Genomic DNA, 15827 nt, shown 5'->3' with positions numbered 1-15827 from the left:
GGGCTTGAAGGCTTGAGCCGTGTGCGGTGAAAGTCGCACGCACGGTTCTGAGGGGGCTGGGAGAGCCGCAAGGCTCACCCGGCTACCCGGCGGGGTCTATGACGAACGCGGCCCCGATGCGGTTCCAGAAGGTCTTCTCCTCGCTGACCTCGACGGGCACGAAAACGCCGATGCTGTTCGATTCTTTGCTCATAGAGCACCTCCAACCCCCTGCCCCCCTTCCGGTGGGGTCTTACGGGGTTTGCTTCGTGCTGTGGGGCCTGGAGGGCCAGGCCCCCTGGCTTCGCTTTGCTGTTCAATCCGGGCGCTTGCGCTCCTCGCCTGTACTTTCGATCCACTCCTCCACCTCCAGCGCCCCCTCCCGGATCCACGCCTCGAACTGGTCTTCCGCCCCGAAGGCGGCGAGAACCTTTGCGAACTCGGCGGGGGGGAGGTAGCTCCACCGGGGGCCCGCCAGGGCCTCCTCGTCCGTGAAGCTGACCACGCTGGCGATCCCGTCGGTGCGGCTCCAGGTGATCCAGTGGGTCTTCAGGCCCGCCAGCCCGGCCTCCTCGAGGAGCTCCCGCCGCACCTTGCGGGCCATCCCCTCCAGGGCATTGGTCAGGCTGGGACCCTCATGGTCGTCCTGGTCGCGCAACACCACCAGCACCGCCAGCCCCAGCCGGTACACGTCCACGCCGTACCAGGCATGACCGTGCCCGAGGTTGGGGTAGATGAAGCGGGGGCGCGAGACAACCTTCACGCCTCCACCTCCCGCCACCACGCCTCACCGGCCTCCACCAGCGACCCGAAATCGGGATCCAGCAGGGCCTCGTCCAGCGTGGGGAAATACCGCCACTCCACCCCGTCCGGCCCCCGCAAGGTGCCCACCGCCCCGCCCCAGCCGGGGTTAGCCCGCGTGAGCACCTTGCCCTCGCTCCTGACCATGTACCCGCTGCTGACCTTCTTGAACTCCATACCGACCTCCTTGCCCATCCCGTCGGGGCCGCAGGCCCCCTGGCTCTCAAAAGAAGAACCCCTCAGAGAAAAGGACTTTCTCCGAGAGGCAGGAAAGGACGCTTACCTTTAGCCGTACACCGGCGCGGTGTAGACGACTTCCCCGCTCGAGTCGCGGTAAGCGACGGCCCGAACGGGTGCAAACCCGGCACGATGCAGTTCCGCCTTCAAGAGGCGGAGGGCGGCGATCTCCTGCAAGAGACCGAAGAGCCGCTTGGCATCAGCCGGTGAAAGAGCCCGGGCCAGCTTGCCGAGGTGCCCGCGCACCTCGCCCACCGACCAGCCCTCTTCCTGGAGCATCTCCGCCAGAACCACGTGGGCCATCTGCGCTTCGACGAGCGCGGCAAAGCTCTCACGCCCTGCGTCGGGAGCGACTTTCGTCTCCCACAAGCCCGGCTTGCGGAAGCCGACGGCAAGGCCGTCACGGGTTCTGAGGAGGGTGATCCCCAGGATGCCCTCCTTGAACTTCTCTTCCCGGGCGGCGAGGGAATCCACCAGCGAAGCCAGTCCCTCAAGGTTGTAGGGGTCTACCGCAATACCCACCTTCGCCAGCCGCTCCACCGTCTCTTGCGAGACGAGGCCTTCGGAGAAGTGCGGGTTGCCCGCGAGCTCCTCCTCCCGCTCCAGGCGGCTCATCCCCCGGACTTCCTCAGCGGAGGAGAGGAAGCGCTCGAGCCAGCCCTTGGCGTCGGCTACCCGGCGGTCGGGCTGGGCTGCGTACTTGTCCAGGAGCATCCTCTTGGTAGCTTTCAGAGCGAGCTTCTTACGGCCCACCTTGAAGCCCACGGTGACGGCATTGCCGTTCACCTCGAGGACGGTTCCCTGGCCGTACTGGGGGTGCTGGATTTGAGTTCCCTTACGCACTGCGGTACGCAAGTCCCACGGGAACACTTCATAGACCCGATCCGGGCCTTTCCACGTTCCCACGGGCTTGACCCCTTTGACCTCCTCCTTCACCGAGTCGTCCTTGCGAACGACCAGGGTGGAGGGAGTCCCATGGCCGAGGTGCTTGCGGGCCTTCTCCAGGGCCTCCTTCAGGGCCGCCCAGACGATGAGGGCCACCCGGTCGCCCTTGGGGAAGCGCTCGAAGCGCCACCCCTCGCGGGCCGCCCTGAAGAACTCCTCCTTGCTCACCCCGTCCCTCCTGAGGACCTGCCGGAGACCCTCGAGGGCCTCCTGCACGCTCCGAGGCTCACGCCCCAGAGCGGCCTGAATCCGGCTGCTCCAGACTGCCGTGCTGATCATGGTTTTACCTCCTGGGAACAGATTACCACGTAGAGGCAATACCGTGTGGTTCTTGCCCCCTCGCCACTCGCTCAGGAGCGACAAGGGGGCAAGAGCCCTCAGCCCGCCCAGAACGACAGCTCCCTGAACACCCCCAGGTCGCGGTAGTTCAGCGTCCACACCGGGGCTTTGGACCGCAGGGCCAGGAGCACCACGCCCGCGTCCTCCAGGGTGCCCCTCCACTCCGGCCTCGAGGCCAGCAGCACCCGGATGGCCTCGAGGTCTTCCAGCCCGAGCGGAACGACCTCCAACGCCTCCACCATCCCCTCCAGGGCCCGCCGGGCCACCGCCGCACCCCCCTCGAAGAGCAGCCACTTGTACACCTCGAACACCACCGGCAGGGGGGTGATCAGGCGGCTATTCCCCTCCGCCAGCGCGCGGAACCCGCGCACCGCCGCCTCGTGGTCGGGGTCGGCGGCGTGGAAGAGCGCGATCAGCGGCCCCGAGTCCAGAACCAGCCTTTGCGGGGTCATCGCTCCTGGCGGTACAGGCGGTCCTCAGCCCCTTCCCCGGCACTCCCTGAGGCCTTCTCGACGACCCCGGCCAGATCCAAAAGGGCCGCCGGGTTGCGGCGCAACCTGGCCTCCAGCGCTTCCCGCACCAGGGCCGAGAGGCTGGTCTGGGGGTGCTCCTTCAGATAGGCCTCCACCACCCGGGCGAGGTCATCGGGCAGGTAGATGGTGGTTCGCATGGGTATATCATACCATGTAATACTACTCCACCTTCAGCCACCGCCCCCGGTCGTGCGCCTGGAGGGTCTGGTACAGCGTCCGCATCTGCTCCAGGCCCCCCTCCTTCCAGGGCCGCCACTCCCACACCCGCTCGCTCCCCTTGAGACCGAACTCGAGGCGCACCCGCCCCTCCTCGCCCTGTCGCAGCCGGTAGGCATAGACCTGATTCCTGAAGACCCCGATGGTGATCGCTAGCGTTTTCATGCCCACCGGAGGGGGGCGGCTCCTGCCGCCCCCTGGTTCAACCCTTGACCAGCCGAGCTATCTTCTCCAACGCGTCCTCTCTTTTGAGGTTGACCACGGGCACGCCCCACCTCGAGGCCAGCCGGATCGCCTGCCCCGTGCCACCAGTTTCCGGCCCGCATTCTTGCTCCGACTCGGCCCCGTCCGGTGTCCAGCAGAGGACGAAGGCCACCGGGTCATCGAGGCCAGCCCCCAACACCTGGTGGCTATTGCGGGCCATGAGCTTCTGCACGCCCTGAGAGAGCCGATTCCAGGCCGGGTGCAACGCTGCCGCCAGCCGCACCGCCTCCGAGCTCGGGGCTTTCAGCGCTCCTTCCCGGTAGCCGTTGTATCCCGGCCAGGGCAGAAACACCTCGACCGCTCCACCCCCCGCACGGGCTCCCCGCTCAAACGCCCGGTCAGCCCCTTCTGCCCCACCCGTTCGCAGCGCCCAGCCCCGCTCCGCCAGCCGCCGGGCAATCTTCCCCATCAGCTTTAGCACATCCTCGGGCGCACGCCTGCTTCCTACCCCAGCATAGGTTTTCATACCCCGTGCGCTGGGGCGTCCTGCCGGGCAACACCGGGGAGATCTGGGCCCGGGGCCGGGTGGAAGATTCGGGCTTGGGCCCGGTCCTGGGGGACCGGGGGTTCCGCTAGGTGGAGGGAGTGGATGGGGAGAAACTGGATAGAGGTGCGCTTTGGCGTCCTGGTCAGGTCTTTCCGGCTTCGCCAAGTAGAGAGCAAGAGCTTCGGGGGCCTCGTAGCCCGGATAAACCTCCTCATCCTAGCCCACAATCTGGTTCGCAGTCATGTCCTCCTCAGAATGGCTGGGGTGGGGCTATGCGGTAGCAAACGAAGGTATACCTTACGCGGTCAGTTGAGCTTTGATCTGCTGTAGTTCCTGAAAAGCAGCCCGACTGGCAACCAGATAGAGCTTGGCCTTGAGGGCGAAGTAGTTGATTTGGGTCTGGTGGGAGAGGAGTTCCAGCTTGACAAAGGCCCACATAGCCGCAAAGAAATGGTTGGCCTGGGTGGTCAGGGTCTTGGTAGGCGACTTGGCCAGGGCAGCGTTTTGTCGGATGGATTGATGAAAGCGCTCGATCTCCCATCGTTTTTGATAGAGCTCGATCATCCGTTCAAAGTCCAGGGTGGTATCGCTGCTACACAAATACAACACCCCCTGGCTCCCATCTTCGTGGGTGAAGACTTGCCGAACCCGCAGCAGGGGGAAGGGAACCCCTTCCAGATATACCTGCCGGGGGGTGGGGTCTTGGTAGTCCAGACCCTCCACTCCTGTCCATTGACCCCTTTGCTGTTGTTCTTGGCTCATAGGGGGTGCGCACAGCGCATACCGGCGGTGCCGATAACCTGGCGCTACCTTGCGATTGCTTTTGAGCGGCATCACAAAGTGCTTCTTCATGTCCAGCACGATAAATCGCATGTTCGCCGCCGAGGCAAGCCAGACGTCGTTGAGCACGTGCTGGAAGGGAATCTGGTTATGCACTGCGGTTTGCAGCAGGTAGCGGGCGTGTTCATTCTTGCTCACCTGGCTGCGGCGTTTGCGCTGGCCACTTTTCTGATCTACATAGACTTCCGTCTTCTCCACCAGCACGTAGCCTACCGGCAAGGTCAGCCCCTGGCTGTGATACAACAGGCTCACAAAGTTGATCCCCTTGACCATCCGCTCTTTGCTATTGCCAGGCCACTATATCGTTCTCGTCCGTGTAGGGTTTCTCCAAAATGCTATCATCCAGAATCAGCACCCCTTCCTCACGCTGTATCTTTCGCACCGTGGCTTTGACCTTGCGCCACAACTGCACCGAGCCTTGTCAATCTCCCCCCAGCATGCGGGTGATCTGGTCGTGGCTTATGGCTCCATCCACCATCCGCGACAATCCTGTGGCCGTCGCCGCTCCAAAGCTGCTCAACAAGTAATCGGTGTACAAATCCAGGGGCTGGGGATTCACCTTTTCAATCTATGCCATTTCAGAAACTGTTGTAAAAGTCCCCTCCTCCAGCTTAAGCGGCCCTGGCCAGCCGCTTCACCAGCAAGCGTATCATGCCTAAATACATCCAGGCTTCCGTTACCTCAGGGGGGTACTCGTAATCTTTCCCCAGCCGTCGGTTTCGCCCCATCCAGGCAAAGGTCCGCTCCACCACCCACCGCTTGGGCAGGGGCTTGAACCCACCCTCCCGCGGGATCTCCGGCACCTCCTCCCCCTCCCGCACCCAGACCCCCCGCACCCCCGCGTAAGGACGGGCCACCACCTCCAGCTCCAGTCCCAGCCCCCTAGCCACCTCCCGCAAACCCCGGTAGCCCCAGTCCACAAAGAGCTTGCGCACCCGGGGCCACAAGGAGAGGTCCATCCCCAAAAGCAACGCCTGCCCACCCCACTTGTCGTGCTCATTGGCCGGGTGGACAAAGGCCATGAACTACTCGCAACCAACTTTGGTTGGAGTTTCGCGCGACCATCCTCACAGGCTCAAACGTGTGTAGGACACTCGCCTGCGGCTCCCTTTACGCGCATCCCCGTTCCGGGGACGACCTACAAAAACAGTATACAGGACTTTGTCCTGGCGGGGCTATCCTTCCCCGACCAACCGAACTGCGGTCTGGTCGGGGACTGCCGCCCCACACCCCTTCCGTTCAAGAGACGGCCCCCCGTGTTCTGCCGCTTTCTCCCTTTGACCTTCTTCGCCCCGTCGTGTCCCCGGGGCCCCCTTTTTCCGTGGTCTTGACGGACTGACTATCCATGACAAGAGCGCTGGGGCAAGCCTGCCTTCCTTCTCGCTCCCGATCCCACCGGACCAGGGCCTGGGCCACCCGCTCCCAGACCCCCTCCTTCTGCCACTTGCGGAAGTAGTGGTAGACCGTAGACCAGTGGGGTAAGTCATGGGGCATGGCCCGCCACTTGATGCCGTTTTCCAGGACGTAAAGTATGGCGCTGACGATCTCCCTCCTCGGCACCTTTGCGGGTCGGCCACCGGGCTTGGGGGCGGGGATCAACGGCTCCAGGATGGCCCACTCCGCGTCCGACAGGTCGCTGGGGTAAGATCTCCGTGTAGAAGCCACCCTTCAAGTATAGCGGACTTTTACGACAGTCTCTCAGCTTTGCCGCGTAAGGTGAGTTACTGAATCACCGGCTCGGCTTCCGACGAAAAGTGTGGCTCGAATCTTCTGAAATACGCATGCTGCCATTACCATGATACCCTCAGCTCAGTAAGCCCACGAAACCCGAACGCGGGCCGCCATATAAGCCTGCTGGTCTGCAAAGACAAGCTGCCTTTCCACTGTAGAAGAATCTCTAGAGCTTTTCCCCCTATCAGGCGGGCTAGCGGGGCACCTAGGCAATAGTGGGTTCCTCCGCCAAAGGCTGCTGTACGGTCCAGCTTCCTTTTTAAGTCAAGCCGGTCCGGATCGCTCACCCAGCTGGGATCACGGTTAGCCGAGCCCAGGACTAGGTACACGACTTGGCCCCGCTCGATCCCTTTACCCTGAAAAACGAAGCTCTCAGTTGCCCAGCGGCCAACGATCTGCACTGGGCTTTCGAAGCGCAAGAGTTCCTGGACTGCGTAGCCCAGCAACTGCGGGTCCTCCCTGAGAAGCTTGAGCTGGTCCTGGTGGCTCAAGAGTACCAACACGCTGTTCGTAATGAAGTCAGCGGTGGTCTGGGTACCAGCGTCGAGCAAGGCCAGCAGGTTCGCGACGAATTCTGTTTGGCTGACCTGTCCTAATTCCCGCGCAGCTAACATGCCAGCCAGCACGGTTCCCTGGGGGCTCCCCCCAGCCTCCCCCGCGAGTCCTTCTACCAGCTGGCCATACTCGGCCACCGCCCGGTTGGCTCTTAGAAGCTCTTCCTTGGGAGAGGAAGAGCTCACACTGGAGATCACCCCGATCCAGGCGCGCAACTCCTCGAACGAACTCTCCGGAACGCCCTGCAATTCCGCCAACACCCTGAGTACCAGCGGAAGAGCATACTCGTTGAGTACATCCATGGAATGCTGGTCCTCGATGTCCTGTAGCAGCTTGCGGGCGACCCACTCGACTCGCGGGACTACACCAGCGACTGCACGCGGAGACAAAAGCGGCCCCATCACCGCCCGCAGACGAGCGTGACCAACAGTATTCTGAAATCCCACCTGTTGAGCCATCATCCGCAAAAAGCCACGGTATGGCTCGGAAATGGGTCTTCCAGAGGGGACTCCCCTCCCAGTAGCCGGTCGTCGTCGCGACAACCGCGGATCCCTGAGGAGGCTCGCGATGTCGGCGTGGCGGAATACATACCACGCTCCGGCGCGCGTGTGGGGAATCCCCCAGTGCACAGGGTCCGACATACGCAGGCGCGCGTACGCTGGATAGGGGTCGGCAAGGACCTCCGGCGACAGGGGGTCAAAGGGTGGGACTGGGGCCGTTGGGGGCATAGCTCTGGACTTCACCACCTTCTAAAGTTACGGAGCCTCCTTGTCCACTTTTGGTGCCCTTTCCGCTCGCAACTGGGAAACGCCGGGCGTCGAGGCCCGGGGTTTCTTGTTAGGGCGTGCCAGTTCGATCCCGACGACTCGTCCGTCCGGAAGAACCCTTACACCAACCAGCAGGTCATAGTTCTGGGCTCGCTTCAGTTCAGCCTCCCAGGCCGGGTTGCGCAGGTCGAAGATGGCGCCCTCTCTCCAGGCAGGTCGGCGCTCATCAGAGCAGTCGTGCAGCAGTTTAAGTGTGGCAAACTGGAAGCGACCCTGGAGGTCGGTCCGAAGGGCGATGACCCTGGCGTAGCAACATGTCGTGTCCATCCAAGGGCCAAAGTCCGGCAACTCGCCGCCATCAGCAGCACCGGCATTCCCCGGACCTCCAATACGCTGGGCATCCATTTGGACGAAGAGCTTCGTCACCACCGCCTGTAGTTCCTCTATCCTTTCCTCGAGTGTTCGGGTGTCCTTATTAGCCATCCTCCTCCTCCACAACGCTTATCGTTTCGATCCGGGCCCACCTCCCCCGATCTGCTCCCGGGGAGGTCCTGCCAGGGACGGTTCGACTTGGACGTGGACGCCAAGGGTTGCCACATGTTGCACAACCCCCCTCACTGCGGCTTCGCAACAACGATGGAGCCCCTTGGCGCTGCGCAGATCGCCGTTGCGGAACTTCTCCACGAGGCTCTTAACCGCGGGCAGCAGCGACGGCAGTCGGAGGATCTCGTCGGGTGTGCGCGACCAAGAGGTGAAGTATGCCCGGTTCATGAGGGCGGAGATCATGGCCACATCCCACGCGAGGTTCCAGGCGATCCATCGCATTGCAGGGGCGTCGTCGCGTTTTCGGGCATTCTCCAGCTTGGCGAAGTTCTCCAACAATTCCCCCACGATCCCCTCGCGAATGGCTTGCACGAACGATCCGGACGGCAGCTGATCAACGAGCAGCTTTAGCTTGGGCCAGTGCCCCTCCGGGTCGTACAGGGATAAGACCGAGACAAACTGGTCTACGCACAAGGGCCAGGTCAGGTCTACCCGCTGCAGGCGCCGGTAGACCGACCCCACGGTGTGGAATTCGACGCTGATTTTGAGCCCTTGCACGTAGCGCTCGTCCCTGCCGGGGGTGGGTGAGCTTCGCATGAGGACCGACATCTCCAGGTCGGAGTAGGGCTCGTCGGAGCCCCGTGCGGTGGACCCATAGATTCCGATGGCCACAACCGCGTCCGAGTAATGGCCCAGGATCCAATCTGCGATGTGCCGGGCCCTCTCGAGGCGTTCCCGGCGGGTAGTTGCTCGGAGGATCGGGAGAGGTTTGTCCCGTGCGTGCATACCGTCGCCAACTCCGATAAGGACAGTAGGTGGTCAAGTGGTGCTCGCGGTTGAGCTTTTGCCACCTATAATCCGCTCGATCTGTGCCACGGCCTCGGGTGCGAGCACTACCCCGGCCGCACCAAGGTTTTCCTGAAGCTGCCCTATCCCGGTGGCTCCCACGATGGCGCATGAAAGCTCCTTGCGTCGCAAAACCCAAGCTAGCGCGAGCTGAGCCCGGGTCATTCCGTGCTCGGCAGCGACCGCCGCCAATTCCCGCACACGAGCGAGGTTGTGAGGCGTCAGCAGAGCTTCCTTCAGCACCTTATGCCGGGCCAACCGGCTACCGGGGGGGATCCCGTCGTCGTACTTCCCGGTGAGCACCCCCATCGCCAACGGGCTCGTGGCCATCAAGCCCAATCCGAGCGGCTCCGCCTCCGGCGCCAGGGTGTTTTCCCACCGCTTCCTGTAAAGGATCGAGTAGTCAACCTGCTCGCAGATAGGTGGATGCAGCCCATTCGCCCTGGCAAACTCGCATGCACCCGCCAGCCGTGCGACAGGCCACTCGCTGGTTCCCCAGTAGAGGATAAGCCCCTGATCAACGAACGCGCTCATGGTCGTGACAATCTCCTCGAGGGGTACATCCGGGTCGTGGCGGTGAGCAAAGTAGATATCCAGATAATCCGTTCGTAGCCTTTGAAGGCTGGCCTGCAGAGAGGCGCGCAGGTGCTTGCGGGAGAGGCCCTGGCTATTGGGACACCCGGACACAGGCCATCCCGCCTTCGAGGCGAGGACGAGGGTGCTGCGTGGGTACTCGGCGAGCACGCTGCCCATGAGTTCTTCAGCGCATCCGTTCGCATAGGTGTCCGCGTTATCGAAGAAGTTGACGCCGGACTCGTAGGCCAGACACACGATCTTCTTGACCTCGCCCACATCCTTCACGCAATCTCCGAAGCTGGCCCAGGCACCCAGGGCGATCTCGGAGACCTGAAGGCCCCACTTACCGACCTTGCGATACCTCATGCCCATTAAGCACCCCCACCGCTATCGCCGCAGGTTGGCTCTCAGTTCCCAGTCCCCTCATAAGCGCGGAGGGCCCACGACCACGCCAGCAGGCACAAGCCGAAGAACGCGCCGGCAGCGACCAAAGCCTCGGCAAGGGCGATGGTGCCTGCTGTGCGTGTGTGCTCGTCGAGCAGGAGAGCGGCAGGAACATAGCCGGTCAGCGCCAGCGGGACGACGAACGTCAGGAGAAAGGCCCCGGTTCGACCGAAGATGGGAAGCGGGTACTTGGCGAACTCGGTTAAGCTCCACAAGGTCGTGATGGCGTCCAAACTGCCGATGACCCGCATGGCTACGGCAGCCCCCAGGATCATGAGCCCGAGATAGATGAACGCGCCCAGGAGAACAAATAAGAGGACCGTGGCAACCTTACCGGCAGTCCATTCCACCCCGGCCGCGGACGCTCCATGGAGGACCAGGATCAGCCCGGTCAGGCATCCTGAAATCCGCTCGAAGTGGATCCGCTCAGTGAGGAGCTGGAAGAGTACCCCGAGCGGACGGAGCTTGTAGAGCAGCAGGCTGCCGTCCTGGGCGTAGCTGCCGACCCACCATAGGCTCTCCCCCAGAGTGTCGGCAAGGCCGAGCGCCATTCGGTTCAACCCGTAAAGCACGAGCATCTCGGGGAAGGTCCAGCCGCGGACTTGCGGCACGTGTGTGAAGATGACGGAGAAAAGCACCAGGGTCAGGGCCTGCTCCAGGAGCACGGTGAGCACGCCAGCGGTATAGTCCACCCGGTACTGCTTCCAGGTCGCGAATTGCAGCCTCAGGGCGGCCAGCGCGAGGGCGAGGTAGTGGGTCATTTATCCTCCTTGCACGTTGAACCGCTGGCGTACTCGTCCGAGGAGGAAGCGGGAGCTTGCAGCAAGCACCAGGAGCCAGAACAGCTGCACCGCCAGTCCGCGGAAGATCTCGCTCTCCGGCATGGACGGCTGCAGCATGCGCGCAGGAAGGTAGATAAAGGCCTGGAAAGGCAGCAGACTGGCTAGAAGGGCGTAGCGATCCGGCAGCAGGTCAATGGGGAAAAATGCCCCGCTCAGGAGCGCCACGACCAGGGCCTTGGCTTCGTTGATCCCCTGCTGCGCGCTAGTGTAGAAAGCCGAGAGGCTCATCAAGAACTCGAAAAAGTAGGCACAGGCAAAACCCACCACCAGGCTCAGGAAGAACCACCCCAACCGCCACTCGCCAGCGCTCCAGGCCCCGGAGACGAACGCTGCGGTGGCGTAGGCCGGCAGCGCCATGACCAACTGTCCGGCCTTCTGCCCTAACCACCGGGCTAGGAGGGCATACTCCAGTTCGACCGGCTGTACCAAGTCGTACACAACGGTTCCCACACGGACGCGCTGGGCAAAGAACCCCCAGGCAGGCCCGCCGGTGAATCGCGCTGCGAGTCGCGCGGTCAATAAGTACAAGTAGAAAGCAGCGAAGTCCCGATCCGCAAATGACCCTGCGGGTACGGAAAGGAAAACCGCGCGCCACAAAAAGTAAAATGCCACCAGGAGCGCCAGCTCTCCGACGACCCAGACCGCGGCCGCTCTACGGTATGCGAGGGCCAGCTGAAATCCGACACGGAGGTTGGCGGTATAAGGGATCATCTCTACCTTGCTCCCCGGTAGACCCGCCGGAGTACCTCCTCGATCGAGGGTTCGTGGGTGGTCATCTCCCTGACCGGGGTTTGTGGAAGAAGGCGCGCAAGCACAGCCGCAGGGGCTCCTCCCCCCTCATGGGCGACGCACACCCAGCCGTCGTGGGTGTAGACCTCCCGTACTCCGCCCAGCCCCTCAAGCCAAGCGCGCACCTGATCCGCCCCGGCTTCGAGCCTTAGCCGGAGCTCGGGGAGTACGCCGTGCTGGGCTCGGAGTTGTCGGAGGGTTCCGTCGTAGAGGACTCGGCCCTCGTCGAGCAGGACGATACGATCGCTCAAGGCTTCAACATCGTCCAAGTCGTGCGACGTCAGGATGACGGTCGTCTGTAGATCAGAGGCCACCTGACGGATAGCGGACCGCAGCAACGCCTTGCTGTCGAAGTCCAGGCCGATGGTAGGCTCATCGAGCAGGAGCACCCTGGGGTGGTGGAGGAAGGCGAGGGCCAAGTCGCACCGGACGCGCTGTCCAAGGCTCAGCTGGCGTACCGGCTGCGAGAGCAACCCCTCGATGCCGAATTGCCGGGCCATGGCACCGATGCGCTGATCCAATCCACTCTGGCTGAGGCGATACACCTTGGCGTGGTAGCGGAGCGACTCCAGCACCGGCAGGTCCCAGAAAAGCCGGGTGCGGTGGCCCATCACCACCCCGAGTTCCAGCTGGTGGGCGGTGCGCTGGCGGAACGGGTCTCGGCCCGCCACAACAACCCGACCCGCCGAGGGGCGGACGATCCCCGCGATGATCTTGATGGTTGTGGACTTGCCTGCCCCGTTGGGTCCGATGTAGCCGACCACCTGCCCCTGCGGGACGGTGAGGCTGATGTTGTCCAGGGCGGTAATTTCCCGGTAACGCGGCTTCACCAGGCTCCGCACGAAGCCCCCGAGGCCACGCCCGGGCTCGAGCACCCGGTAGCGTTTGGAAACCCCCTCCAGGACAATCATAAGCCGGCTGATCCTACAAAAGCGGAGGCCATAAGGCCTCCTCTGAACGGCACCAGCACTCCTTCAGGCTCGCTCCCGCGGCCGGATGCCGCCCGAATGGGCTTGGGGGAGGTTCGTGAAGGAGAGGATGTCGATTTCCCCAGGCTGCACGATCCTTACCGGTGTTTCGACCTCAATCTTGGGCAGATCGTCACCGAAGCCGTGCCTCGTGATGTGCTCGTAGTAGCGGTCCAAGGCCCCGGGCAGGTCGATCCGCGGGGTGTCCTGCTCAAGCCCGGTATCGTCGGACTCGTCCTCGTCTTCGTCAAAGATGCCGTCGGTTAACCCCCCGCGGTTATGCGACAGGATCATGTAGTTGCCGGAGATGTTCAGCCGCGCCATCTTGAAGATGGCGTCGCCCGGACGGACCTCGCCATCCCAGAAAAGGATCGCGCCCCGGTCCGCCAGGTACTTGGCCTTGCGGAATTGGCGCGAAAGCAGCAGATTCGTAGGGTTTTGCAGCGGGAGCGAAACCCCTTCTCCGAGGGTGATCTGCCAGCACAGCCAGGGCTCATCGGTCAGGTTGGTCTCCGCCTTGACCAGCGTGTATTCCCCGGGCTCCGGGATCGGCACCCGCATGACGATAGTGACCCGGTTGACATCAATCGCCCCTGAGACCATGATGGTGCGGCTCTCCATGTCGATGGTAGCCGCCATGTGCAAGTCCTTCGACCTCAGCATCTTTCCCTCCGTCGTGTCTGCAAGGAAACCTAGACCCTAACTCCTCTCAACCCGCACAGCGGCAGAGTTTTCCCAAGTCTGATCTCGCAAGCACTACCGCTGCCAGGAGTACCCAAGATCGATCTACGGCTCTCACCCCCTTTTCGTCTAAGCATAAGTAGTTGTAAATGAGGCGGGAAAGCTCTTGAACCAGGCGGCGGGGATCGCCGAGCCCATCCGTCACACGGCGCCTGCAGTAGCCCCATTCCTCACAGATTGCGGACTTCAAGAGCTGGATCAGGCTGTCGGCCTCGCGCTGCCCCTCTGCCTCCAGATCCTCCAACAGCTCAGCAGCCCGCTCGCTATGGCTTGCGCGTTCGATCCAGCACAGCTGTGCGGTCAGATCCTGGGCGACGTGGCAGAGCCCGAAGACCGCGTGGAGCTCGGACGTTCCGTAGCGCATGAGTACCATGGCGCGCTCCAACTCTTCCTCGGGGAGGTAGTAAGCGCCTGACCGGTGCTGGGTCATCGCACACCTGCCTTCAGCGGGAAACTGACGGCGAAATTCCCCCGAACCGTGAAGGAAGCTGGACGGCTGCCACTGAATTTTTCGATGAGTGCCGGGATGATCACTTGTGCGGCCAGCCTAGCCCCATCCACGTTCTTGGCGGCGGGACCAAGCGTCAAAGAGGCCAGTGGCCCGGCTGCGAAGAGGCCTGGGTGGCCGCTGACCTCAAGCGTGCCGTCCTCCAGAACCGGGTAACGATCGGCGAGGAGCTCGACCTCATCCGGCAGAAGCTGCGTGTCAGGGGATAGGCCGGTCGCCAAAATCACCAAGTCCACATGCTCATCGGCGCCCGATGACAGGTTGAGTTCGAGGCGGCCGCTGGCTGATGCTCGGACAGCCAACACCGTGGCATGACGGTGAACCCGTAAGACGCCCGCTTCTTCTAGGCTGCCCAGCCGCGGCAGGAACTCCAGCATGATGCTGCCACGGGATTCCTCCAGCAACGTACCGACCTTCCGGGCCAGGCTAGGCAGCCGCCGGAACCGCGCAATACCCTCCGTTCGGAAATAAGCCGTGTCGAAATCGGCACACCGGTAACGCTCCTCGCGGCGTAGGATCCACACGGGCCGTGCTCCGGCCTCGAGCGCCCGGAGGATGGTGTGGGCCGCGCTGAGCCCACTACCGACGACGGCGATCGTCTGGCCCGGGTTGAGCGCTGGCTTCGCGTATACCGAACACACCTGCGCGGGATAGCGGCGGGCAGCCTCCGAGAAAACCTGCGGCCACACAGCCTCGCGGTTGCCCGCTGCCAGGATGACTGTCTTGGCCCGGATGACCGGCCCCTCGGCGGTAGCGATCAGATATCCGTCCCGCCCCGGGTCAGGTCTAACCGAGATTACCCGCGCGCGGTAGGCGATCTTGCGGAGCTGATGTACCCCGATCATGTGGGTCGAGTGGCCGATGAACACGTCGAGCGGGACTACGGCGCGCTGGCCCGAGAGGCCCAGCCAGACCTGCTCGCGCTCGAGCGACGTCAACTGGTCGAGGTGAAGACGAGCGAAGTCTAGCATCTGCATGTCGCCGTCCGGGGCGATGTGGTGCTCGTAGGGGCTGCGCATGACCCTTTGCCCGGTGGCGTTCATGGCCTGGAAGAACTGCCCAGCGAGGAAGGAGTGTTTCTCCAGCAGGATCATCCGGCGCCGCAGGCTGGGTACGTGCCAGAGGTGGCAGGCTATGCCGCTGCCAATAATCCCGCCTCCAATAATCACGATATCTGCTGAAGTTGGGGGTAGGTCGGGGCGAACCGCCCGGAGTGAATGATTCACGCCCGGAAAAACACGACCGACTGGACTATCAAGAAGCTCAGGGTCATGCCTGAGCTCTTCGATGCTGTTGCATCGGCGGTTAACTTCCAGCATAGCCTCGAATTTAGATGACTCGGGACTCTTAACAATATAGGTAGAACTACAAACGCCCGGCCTCGGGTGAGCAGGAACCGAGCACGCTTCTCGCTGCAAGGCATGAGCGGCTTTTTCCTTTTGTCCAGCACGAAAATCATGTTTTCTCCTTCCCTTTCGGGACCCCTTACGGGGCTGGTGACGGGTACGGGCGGACGTTTCCGTACCGCTCCCCTCGGCCATGTTGCGAACCGGCGCACGTCCCGATCCGTTTCGCGCACACCCCGAAGCTTGTCTGCAACCGGGACTTCCAGGGTCCGGGGCTGGGGAAGCACCCCGGAGTGGGTCTTTAACCTGCTCGCAACGTAGCGACATCAGCGCCCTGTCCGCTGGCGTACCGGACGAAGTCCGGTCCCTGAAGGGAAACTGCCACGGGCTCCATCGCTCGGCCTGGTCATAGACGGGCTACAAGCCCCCGGCTTCAGCCGTTTGCGACCTGAAAGGGTCGGAGAGGAATACCAGTAATGGACTCTGTAATACCCAGATGCCCCTACCCAAGCGTGCGAAGGAGTAATCCG

The 15827-nt window shown here is 63.0% G+C and carries 20 protein-coding genes and 2 pseudogenes; 1 reads left to right on the top strand and 21 read right to left on the bottom strand.

What is annotated here, in order from left to right; translation table 11 throughout:
- Positions 1 to 295: 295 nt before the first annotated feature.
- The 7 genes from Q355_RS0112640 to Q355_RS0112610 form a co-directional block, all read right to left on the bottom strand.
- Entirely contained in the window at positions 296 to 742 is a 447-nt protein-coding gene (locus tag Q355_RS0112640) for a hypothetical protein (protein WP_027878116.1), read from the bottom strand.
- Entirely contained in the window at positions 739 to 957 is a 219-nt protein-coding gene (locus tag Q355_RS0112635) for a hypothetical protein (protein ID WP_027878115.1), read from the bottom strand. Before Q355_RS0112635 ends, Q355_RS0112640 begins: the two co-directional genes overlap by 4 nt.
- Positions 958 to 1065: 108 nt before the next feature.
- On the bottom strand, positions 1066 to 2241 hold the full coding sequence (locus tag Q355_RS0112630; protein ID WP_027878114.1) for a hypothetical protein: 1176 nt from the start codon (positions 2239 to 2241) through the stop codon (positions 1066 to 1068).
- A gap of 98 nt (positions 2242 to 2339) precedes the next feature.
- A complete protein-coding gene (locus tag Q355_RS0112625) occupies positions 2340 to 2753 on the bottom strand; it encodes a type II toxin-antitoxin system VapC family toxin (protein ID WP_027878113.1) in 414 nt (137 codons plus the stop codon).
- The gene (locus Q355_RS0112620; protein WP_027878112.1) at positions 2750 to 2971 is read right to left on the bottom strand and encodes a ribbon-helix-helix domain-containing protein; all 222 of its coding nucleotides are present in this window, start codon (positions 2969 to 2971) and stop codon (positions 2750 to 2752) included. Before Q355_RS0112620 ends, Q355_RS0112625 begins: the two co-directional genes overlap by 4 nt.
- A 22-nt stretch (positions 2972 to 2993) precedes the next feature.
- On the bottom strand, positions 2994 to 3215 hold the full coding sequence (locus tag Q355_RS0112615; RefSeq protein ID WP_027878111.1) for a hypothetical protein: 222 nt from the start codon (positions 3213 to 3215) through the stop codon (positions 2994 to 2996).
- A gap of 37 nt (positions 3216 to 3252) precedes the next feature.
- Positions 3253 to 3780, bottom strand: coding sequence for an LOG family protein (locus Q355_RS0112610; RefSeq protein ID WP_027878110.1), 528 nt, complete (start codon positions 3778 to 3780; stop codon positions 3253 to 3255).
- A gap of 8 nt (positions 3781 to 3788) precedes the next feature.
- On the opposite strand from Q355_RS0112610, the pseudogene Q355_RS17345 reads away from it, so the two are divergent.
- Positions 3789 to 4131: pseudogene (locus Q355_RS17345) on the top strand (hypothetical protein); the annotation flags it as partial.
- On the opposite strand, the gene Q355_RS15900 reads toward Q355_RS17345, so the two are convergent.
- The 14 genes and pseudogenes from Q355_RS15900 to Q355_RS17335 all read right to left on the bottom strand — a co-directional run bounded on the left by Q355_RS15900 (position 4099) and on the right by Q355_RS17335 (position 15410).
- On the bottom strand, positions 4099 to 4914 hold the full coding sequence (locus Q355_RS15900; protein ID WP_015586370.1) for a transposase: 816 nt from the start codon (positions 4912 to 4914) through the stop codon (positions 4099 to 4101). The pseudogene Q355_RS17345 and the gene Q355_RS15900 overlap by 33 nt on opposite strands.
- 148 nt (positions 4915 to 5062) lie before the next feature.
- Positions 5063 to 5200 carry a hypothetical protein gene (locus Q355_RS16775; protein ID WP_156941926.1) on the bottom strand — a complete coding sequence of 46 codons (138 nt, stop codon included), beginning with the start codon at positions 5198 to 5200 and terminating at the stop codon, positions 5063 to 5065.
- Positions 5201 to 5252: 52 nt separating this feature from the next.
- Positions 5253 to 5663, bottom strand: a complete 411-nt coding sequence (locus Q355_RS0112595; RefSeq protein WP_018465403.1) for an IS5/IS1182 family transposase — start codon at positions 5661 to 5663, stop codon at positions 5253 to 5255.
- A 218-nt stretch (positions 5664 to 5881) separates the two neighbouring features.
- A pseudogene (locus tag Q355_RS17340) lies at positions 5882 to 6306 on the bottom strand (IS5 family transposase); the annotation flags it as partial.
- A 125-nt stretch (positions 6307 to 6431) separates the two neighbouring features.
- Positions 6432 to 7229, bottom strand: a complete 798-nt coding sequence (locus Q355_RS0112585) for a cytochrome P450 (RefSeq protein ID WP_157413565.1) — start codon at positions 7227 to 7229, stop codon at positions 6432 to 6434.
- 453 nt (positions 7230 to 7682) lie between these two features.
- The gene (locus tag Q355_RS0112580) at positions 7683 to 8177 is read right to left on the bottom strand and encodes a hypothetical protein (protein ID WP_013012849.1); all 495 of its coding nucleotides are present in this window, start codon (positions 8175 to 8177) and stop codon (positions 7683 to 7685) included.
- Between the two features lie 18 nt (positions 8178 to 8195).
- Positions 8196 to 8846 (bottom strand): kanamycin nucleotidyltransferase C-terminal domain-containing protein, encoded by a 651-nt coding sequence (locus Q355_RS0112575; protein WP_245597579.1) that lies wholly within the window; start codon positions 8844 to 8846, stop codon positions 8196 to 8198.
- A 210-nt stretch (positions 8847 to 9056) separates the two neighbouring features.
- Positions 9057 to 10031 carry an aldo/keto reductase gene (locus Q355_RS0112570; RefSeq protein ID WP_013012847.1) on the bottom strand — a complete coding sequence of 325 codons (975 nt, stop codon included), beginning with the start codon at positions 10029 to 10031 and terminating at the stop codon, positions 9057 to 9059.
- Between the two features lie 35 nt (positions 10032 to 10066).
- Positions 10067 to 10864 carry an ABC transporter permease gene (locus Q355_RS0112565; protein WP_013012846.1) on the bottom strand — a complete coding sequence of 266 codons (798 nt, stop codon included), beginning with the start codon at positions 10862 to 10864 and terminating at the stop codon, positions 10067 to 10069.
- Positions 10865 to 11656 (bottom strand): ABC transporter permease, encoded by a 792-nt coding sequence (locus Q355_RS0112560; RefSeq protein ID WP_013012845.1) that lies wholly within the window; start codon positions 11654 to 11656, stop codon positions 10865 to 10867.
- 2 nt (positions 11657 to 11658) lie between these two features.
- Positions 11659 to 12645 (bottom strand): ABC transporter ATP-binding protein, encoded by a 987-nt coding sequence (locus Q355_RS0112555; protein ID WP_013012844.1) that lies wholly within the window; start codon positions 12643 to 12645, stop codon positions 11659 to 11661.
- 63 nt (positions 12646 to 12708) lie between these two features.
- A complete protein-coding gene (locus Q355_RS0112550; protein WP_244403988.1) occupies positions 12709 to 13341 on the bottom strand; it encodes a DUF6423 family protein in 633 nt (210 codons plus the stop codon).
- A 528-nt stretch (positions 13342 to 13869) separates the two neighbouring features.
- On the bottom strand, positions 13870 to 15270 hold the full coding sequence (locus Q355_RS0112540; protein ID WP_013012841.1) for an FAD-dependent oxidoreductase: 1401 nt from the start codon (positions 15268 to 15270) through the stop codon (positions 13870 to 13872).
- On the bottom strand, positions 15174 to 15410 hold the full coding sequence (locus Q355_RS17335; RefSeq protein WP_084496130.1) for an RRXRR domain-containing protein: 237 nt from the start codon (positions 15408 to 15410) through the stop codon (positions 15174 to 15176). The genes Q355_RS0112540 and Q355_RS17335 overlap by 97 nt, the downstream gene beginning before the upstream one ends.
- Positions 15411 to 15827 lie beyond the last annotated feature (417 nt).

It is taken from the genome of Meiothermus cerbereus DSM 11376 (assembly GCF_000620065.1).
GTDB classification, from domain to species: domain Bacteria; phylum Deinococcota; class Deinococci; order Deinococcales; family Thermaceae; genus Meiothermus; species Meiothermus cerbereus.
This window is presented reverse-complemented; position numbering and strand designations above follow the sequence as displayed.

Excerpts from the sequence above, each read along its gene's own strand:
- Q355_RS0112635 (WP_027878115.1), bottom strand. The coding sequence starts at position 957 with ATGGAGTTCAAGAAGGTCAGCAGCGGGTACATGGTCAGGAGCGAGGGC.
- Q355_RS0112630 (WP_027878114.1), bottom strand. The coding sequence starts at position 2,241 with ATGATCAGCACGGCAGTCTGGAGCAGCCGGATTCAGGCCGCTCTGGGG.
- Q355_RS0112625 (WP_027878113.1), bottom strand. The coding sequence starts at position 2,753 with ATGACCCCGCAAAGGCTGGTTCTGGACTCGGGGCCGCTGATCGCGCTC.
- Q355_RS0112620 (WP_027878112.1), bottom strand. The coding sequence starts at position 2,971 with ATGCGAACCACCATCTACCTGCCCGATGACCTCGCCCGGGTGGTGGAG.
- Q355_RS0112615 (WP_027878111.1), bottom strand. The coding sequence starts at position 3,215 with ATGAAAACGCTAGCGATCACCATCGGGGTCTTCAGGAATCAGGTCTAT.
- Q355_RS0112610 (WP_027878110.1), bottom strand. The coding sequence starts at position 3,780 with ATGAAAACCTATGCTGGGGTAGGAAGCAGGCGTGCGCCCGAGGATGTG.
- Q355_RS15900 (WP_015586370.1), bottom strand. The coding sequence starts at position 4,914 with ATGGTCAAGGGGATCAACTTTGTGAGCCTGTTGTATCACAGCCAGGGG.
- Q355_RS0112595 (WP_018465403.1), bottom strand. The coding sequence starts at position 5,663 with ATGGCCTTTGTCCACCCGGCCAATGAGCACGACAAGTGGGGTGGGCAG.
- Q355_RS0112585 (WP_157413565.1), bottom strand. The coding sequence starts at position 7,229 with ATGGATGTACTCAACGAGTATGCTCTTCCGCTGGTACTCAGGGTGTTG.
- Q355_RS0112580 (WP_013012849.1), bottom strand. The coding sequence starts at position 8,177 with ATGGCTAATAAGGACACCCGAACACTCGAGGAAAGGATAGAGGAACTA.
- Q355_RS0112575 (WP_245597579.1), bottom strand. The coding sequence starts at position 8,846 with ATGTCGGTCCTCATGCGAAGCTCACCCACCCCCGGCAGGGACGAGCGC.
- Q355_RS0112570 (WP_013012847.1), bottom strand. The coding sequence starts at position 10,031 with ATGGGCATGAGGTATCGCAAGGTCGGTAAGTGGGGCCTTCAGGTCTCC.
- Q355_RS0112565 (WP_013012846.1), bottom strand. The coding sequence starts at position 10,864 with ATGACCCACTACCTCGCCCTCGCGCTGGCCGCCCTGAGGCTGCAATTC.
- Q355_RS0112560 (WP_013012845.1), bottom strand. The coding sequence starts at position 11,656 with ATGATCCCTTATACCGCCAACCTCCGTGTCGGATTTCAGCTGGCCCTC.
- Q355_RS0112555 (WP_013012844.1), bottom strand. The coding sequence starts at position 12,645 with ATGATTGTCCTGGAGGGGGTTTCCAAACGCTACCGGGTGCTCGAGCCC.
- Q355_RS0112550 (WP_244403988.1), bottom strand. The coding sequence starts at position 13,341 with ATGGCGGCTACCATCGACATGGAGAGCCGCACCATCATGGTCTCAGGG.
- Q355_RS0112540 (WP_013012841.1), bottom strand. The coding sequence starts at position 15,270 with ATGCTGGAAGTTAACCGCCGATGCAACAGCATCGAAGAGCTCAGGCAT.
- Q355_RS17335 (WP_084496130.1), bottom strand. The coding sequence starts at position 15,410 with ATGATTTTCGTGCTGGACAAAAGGAAAAAGCCGCTCATGCCTTGCAGC.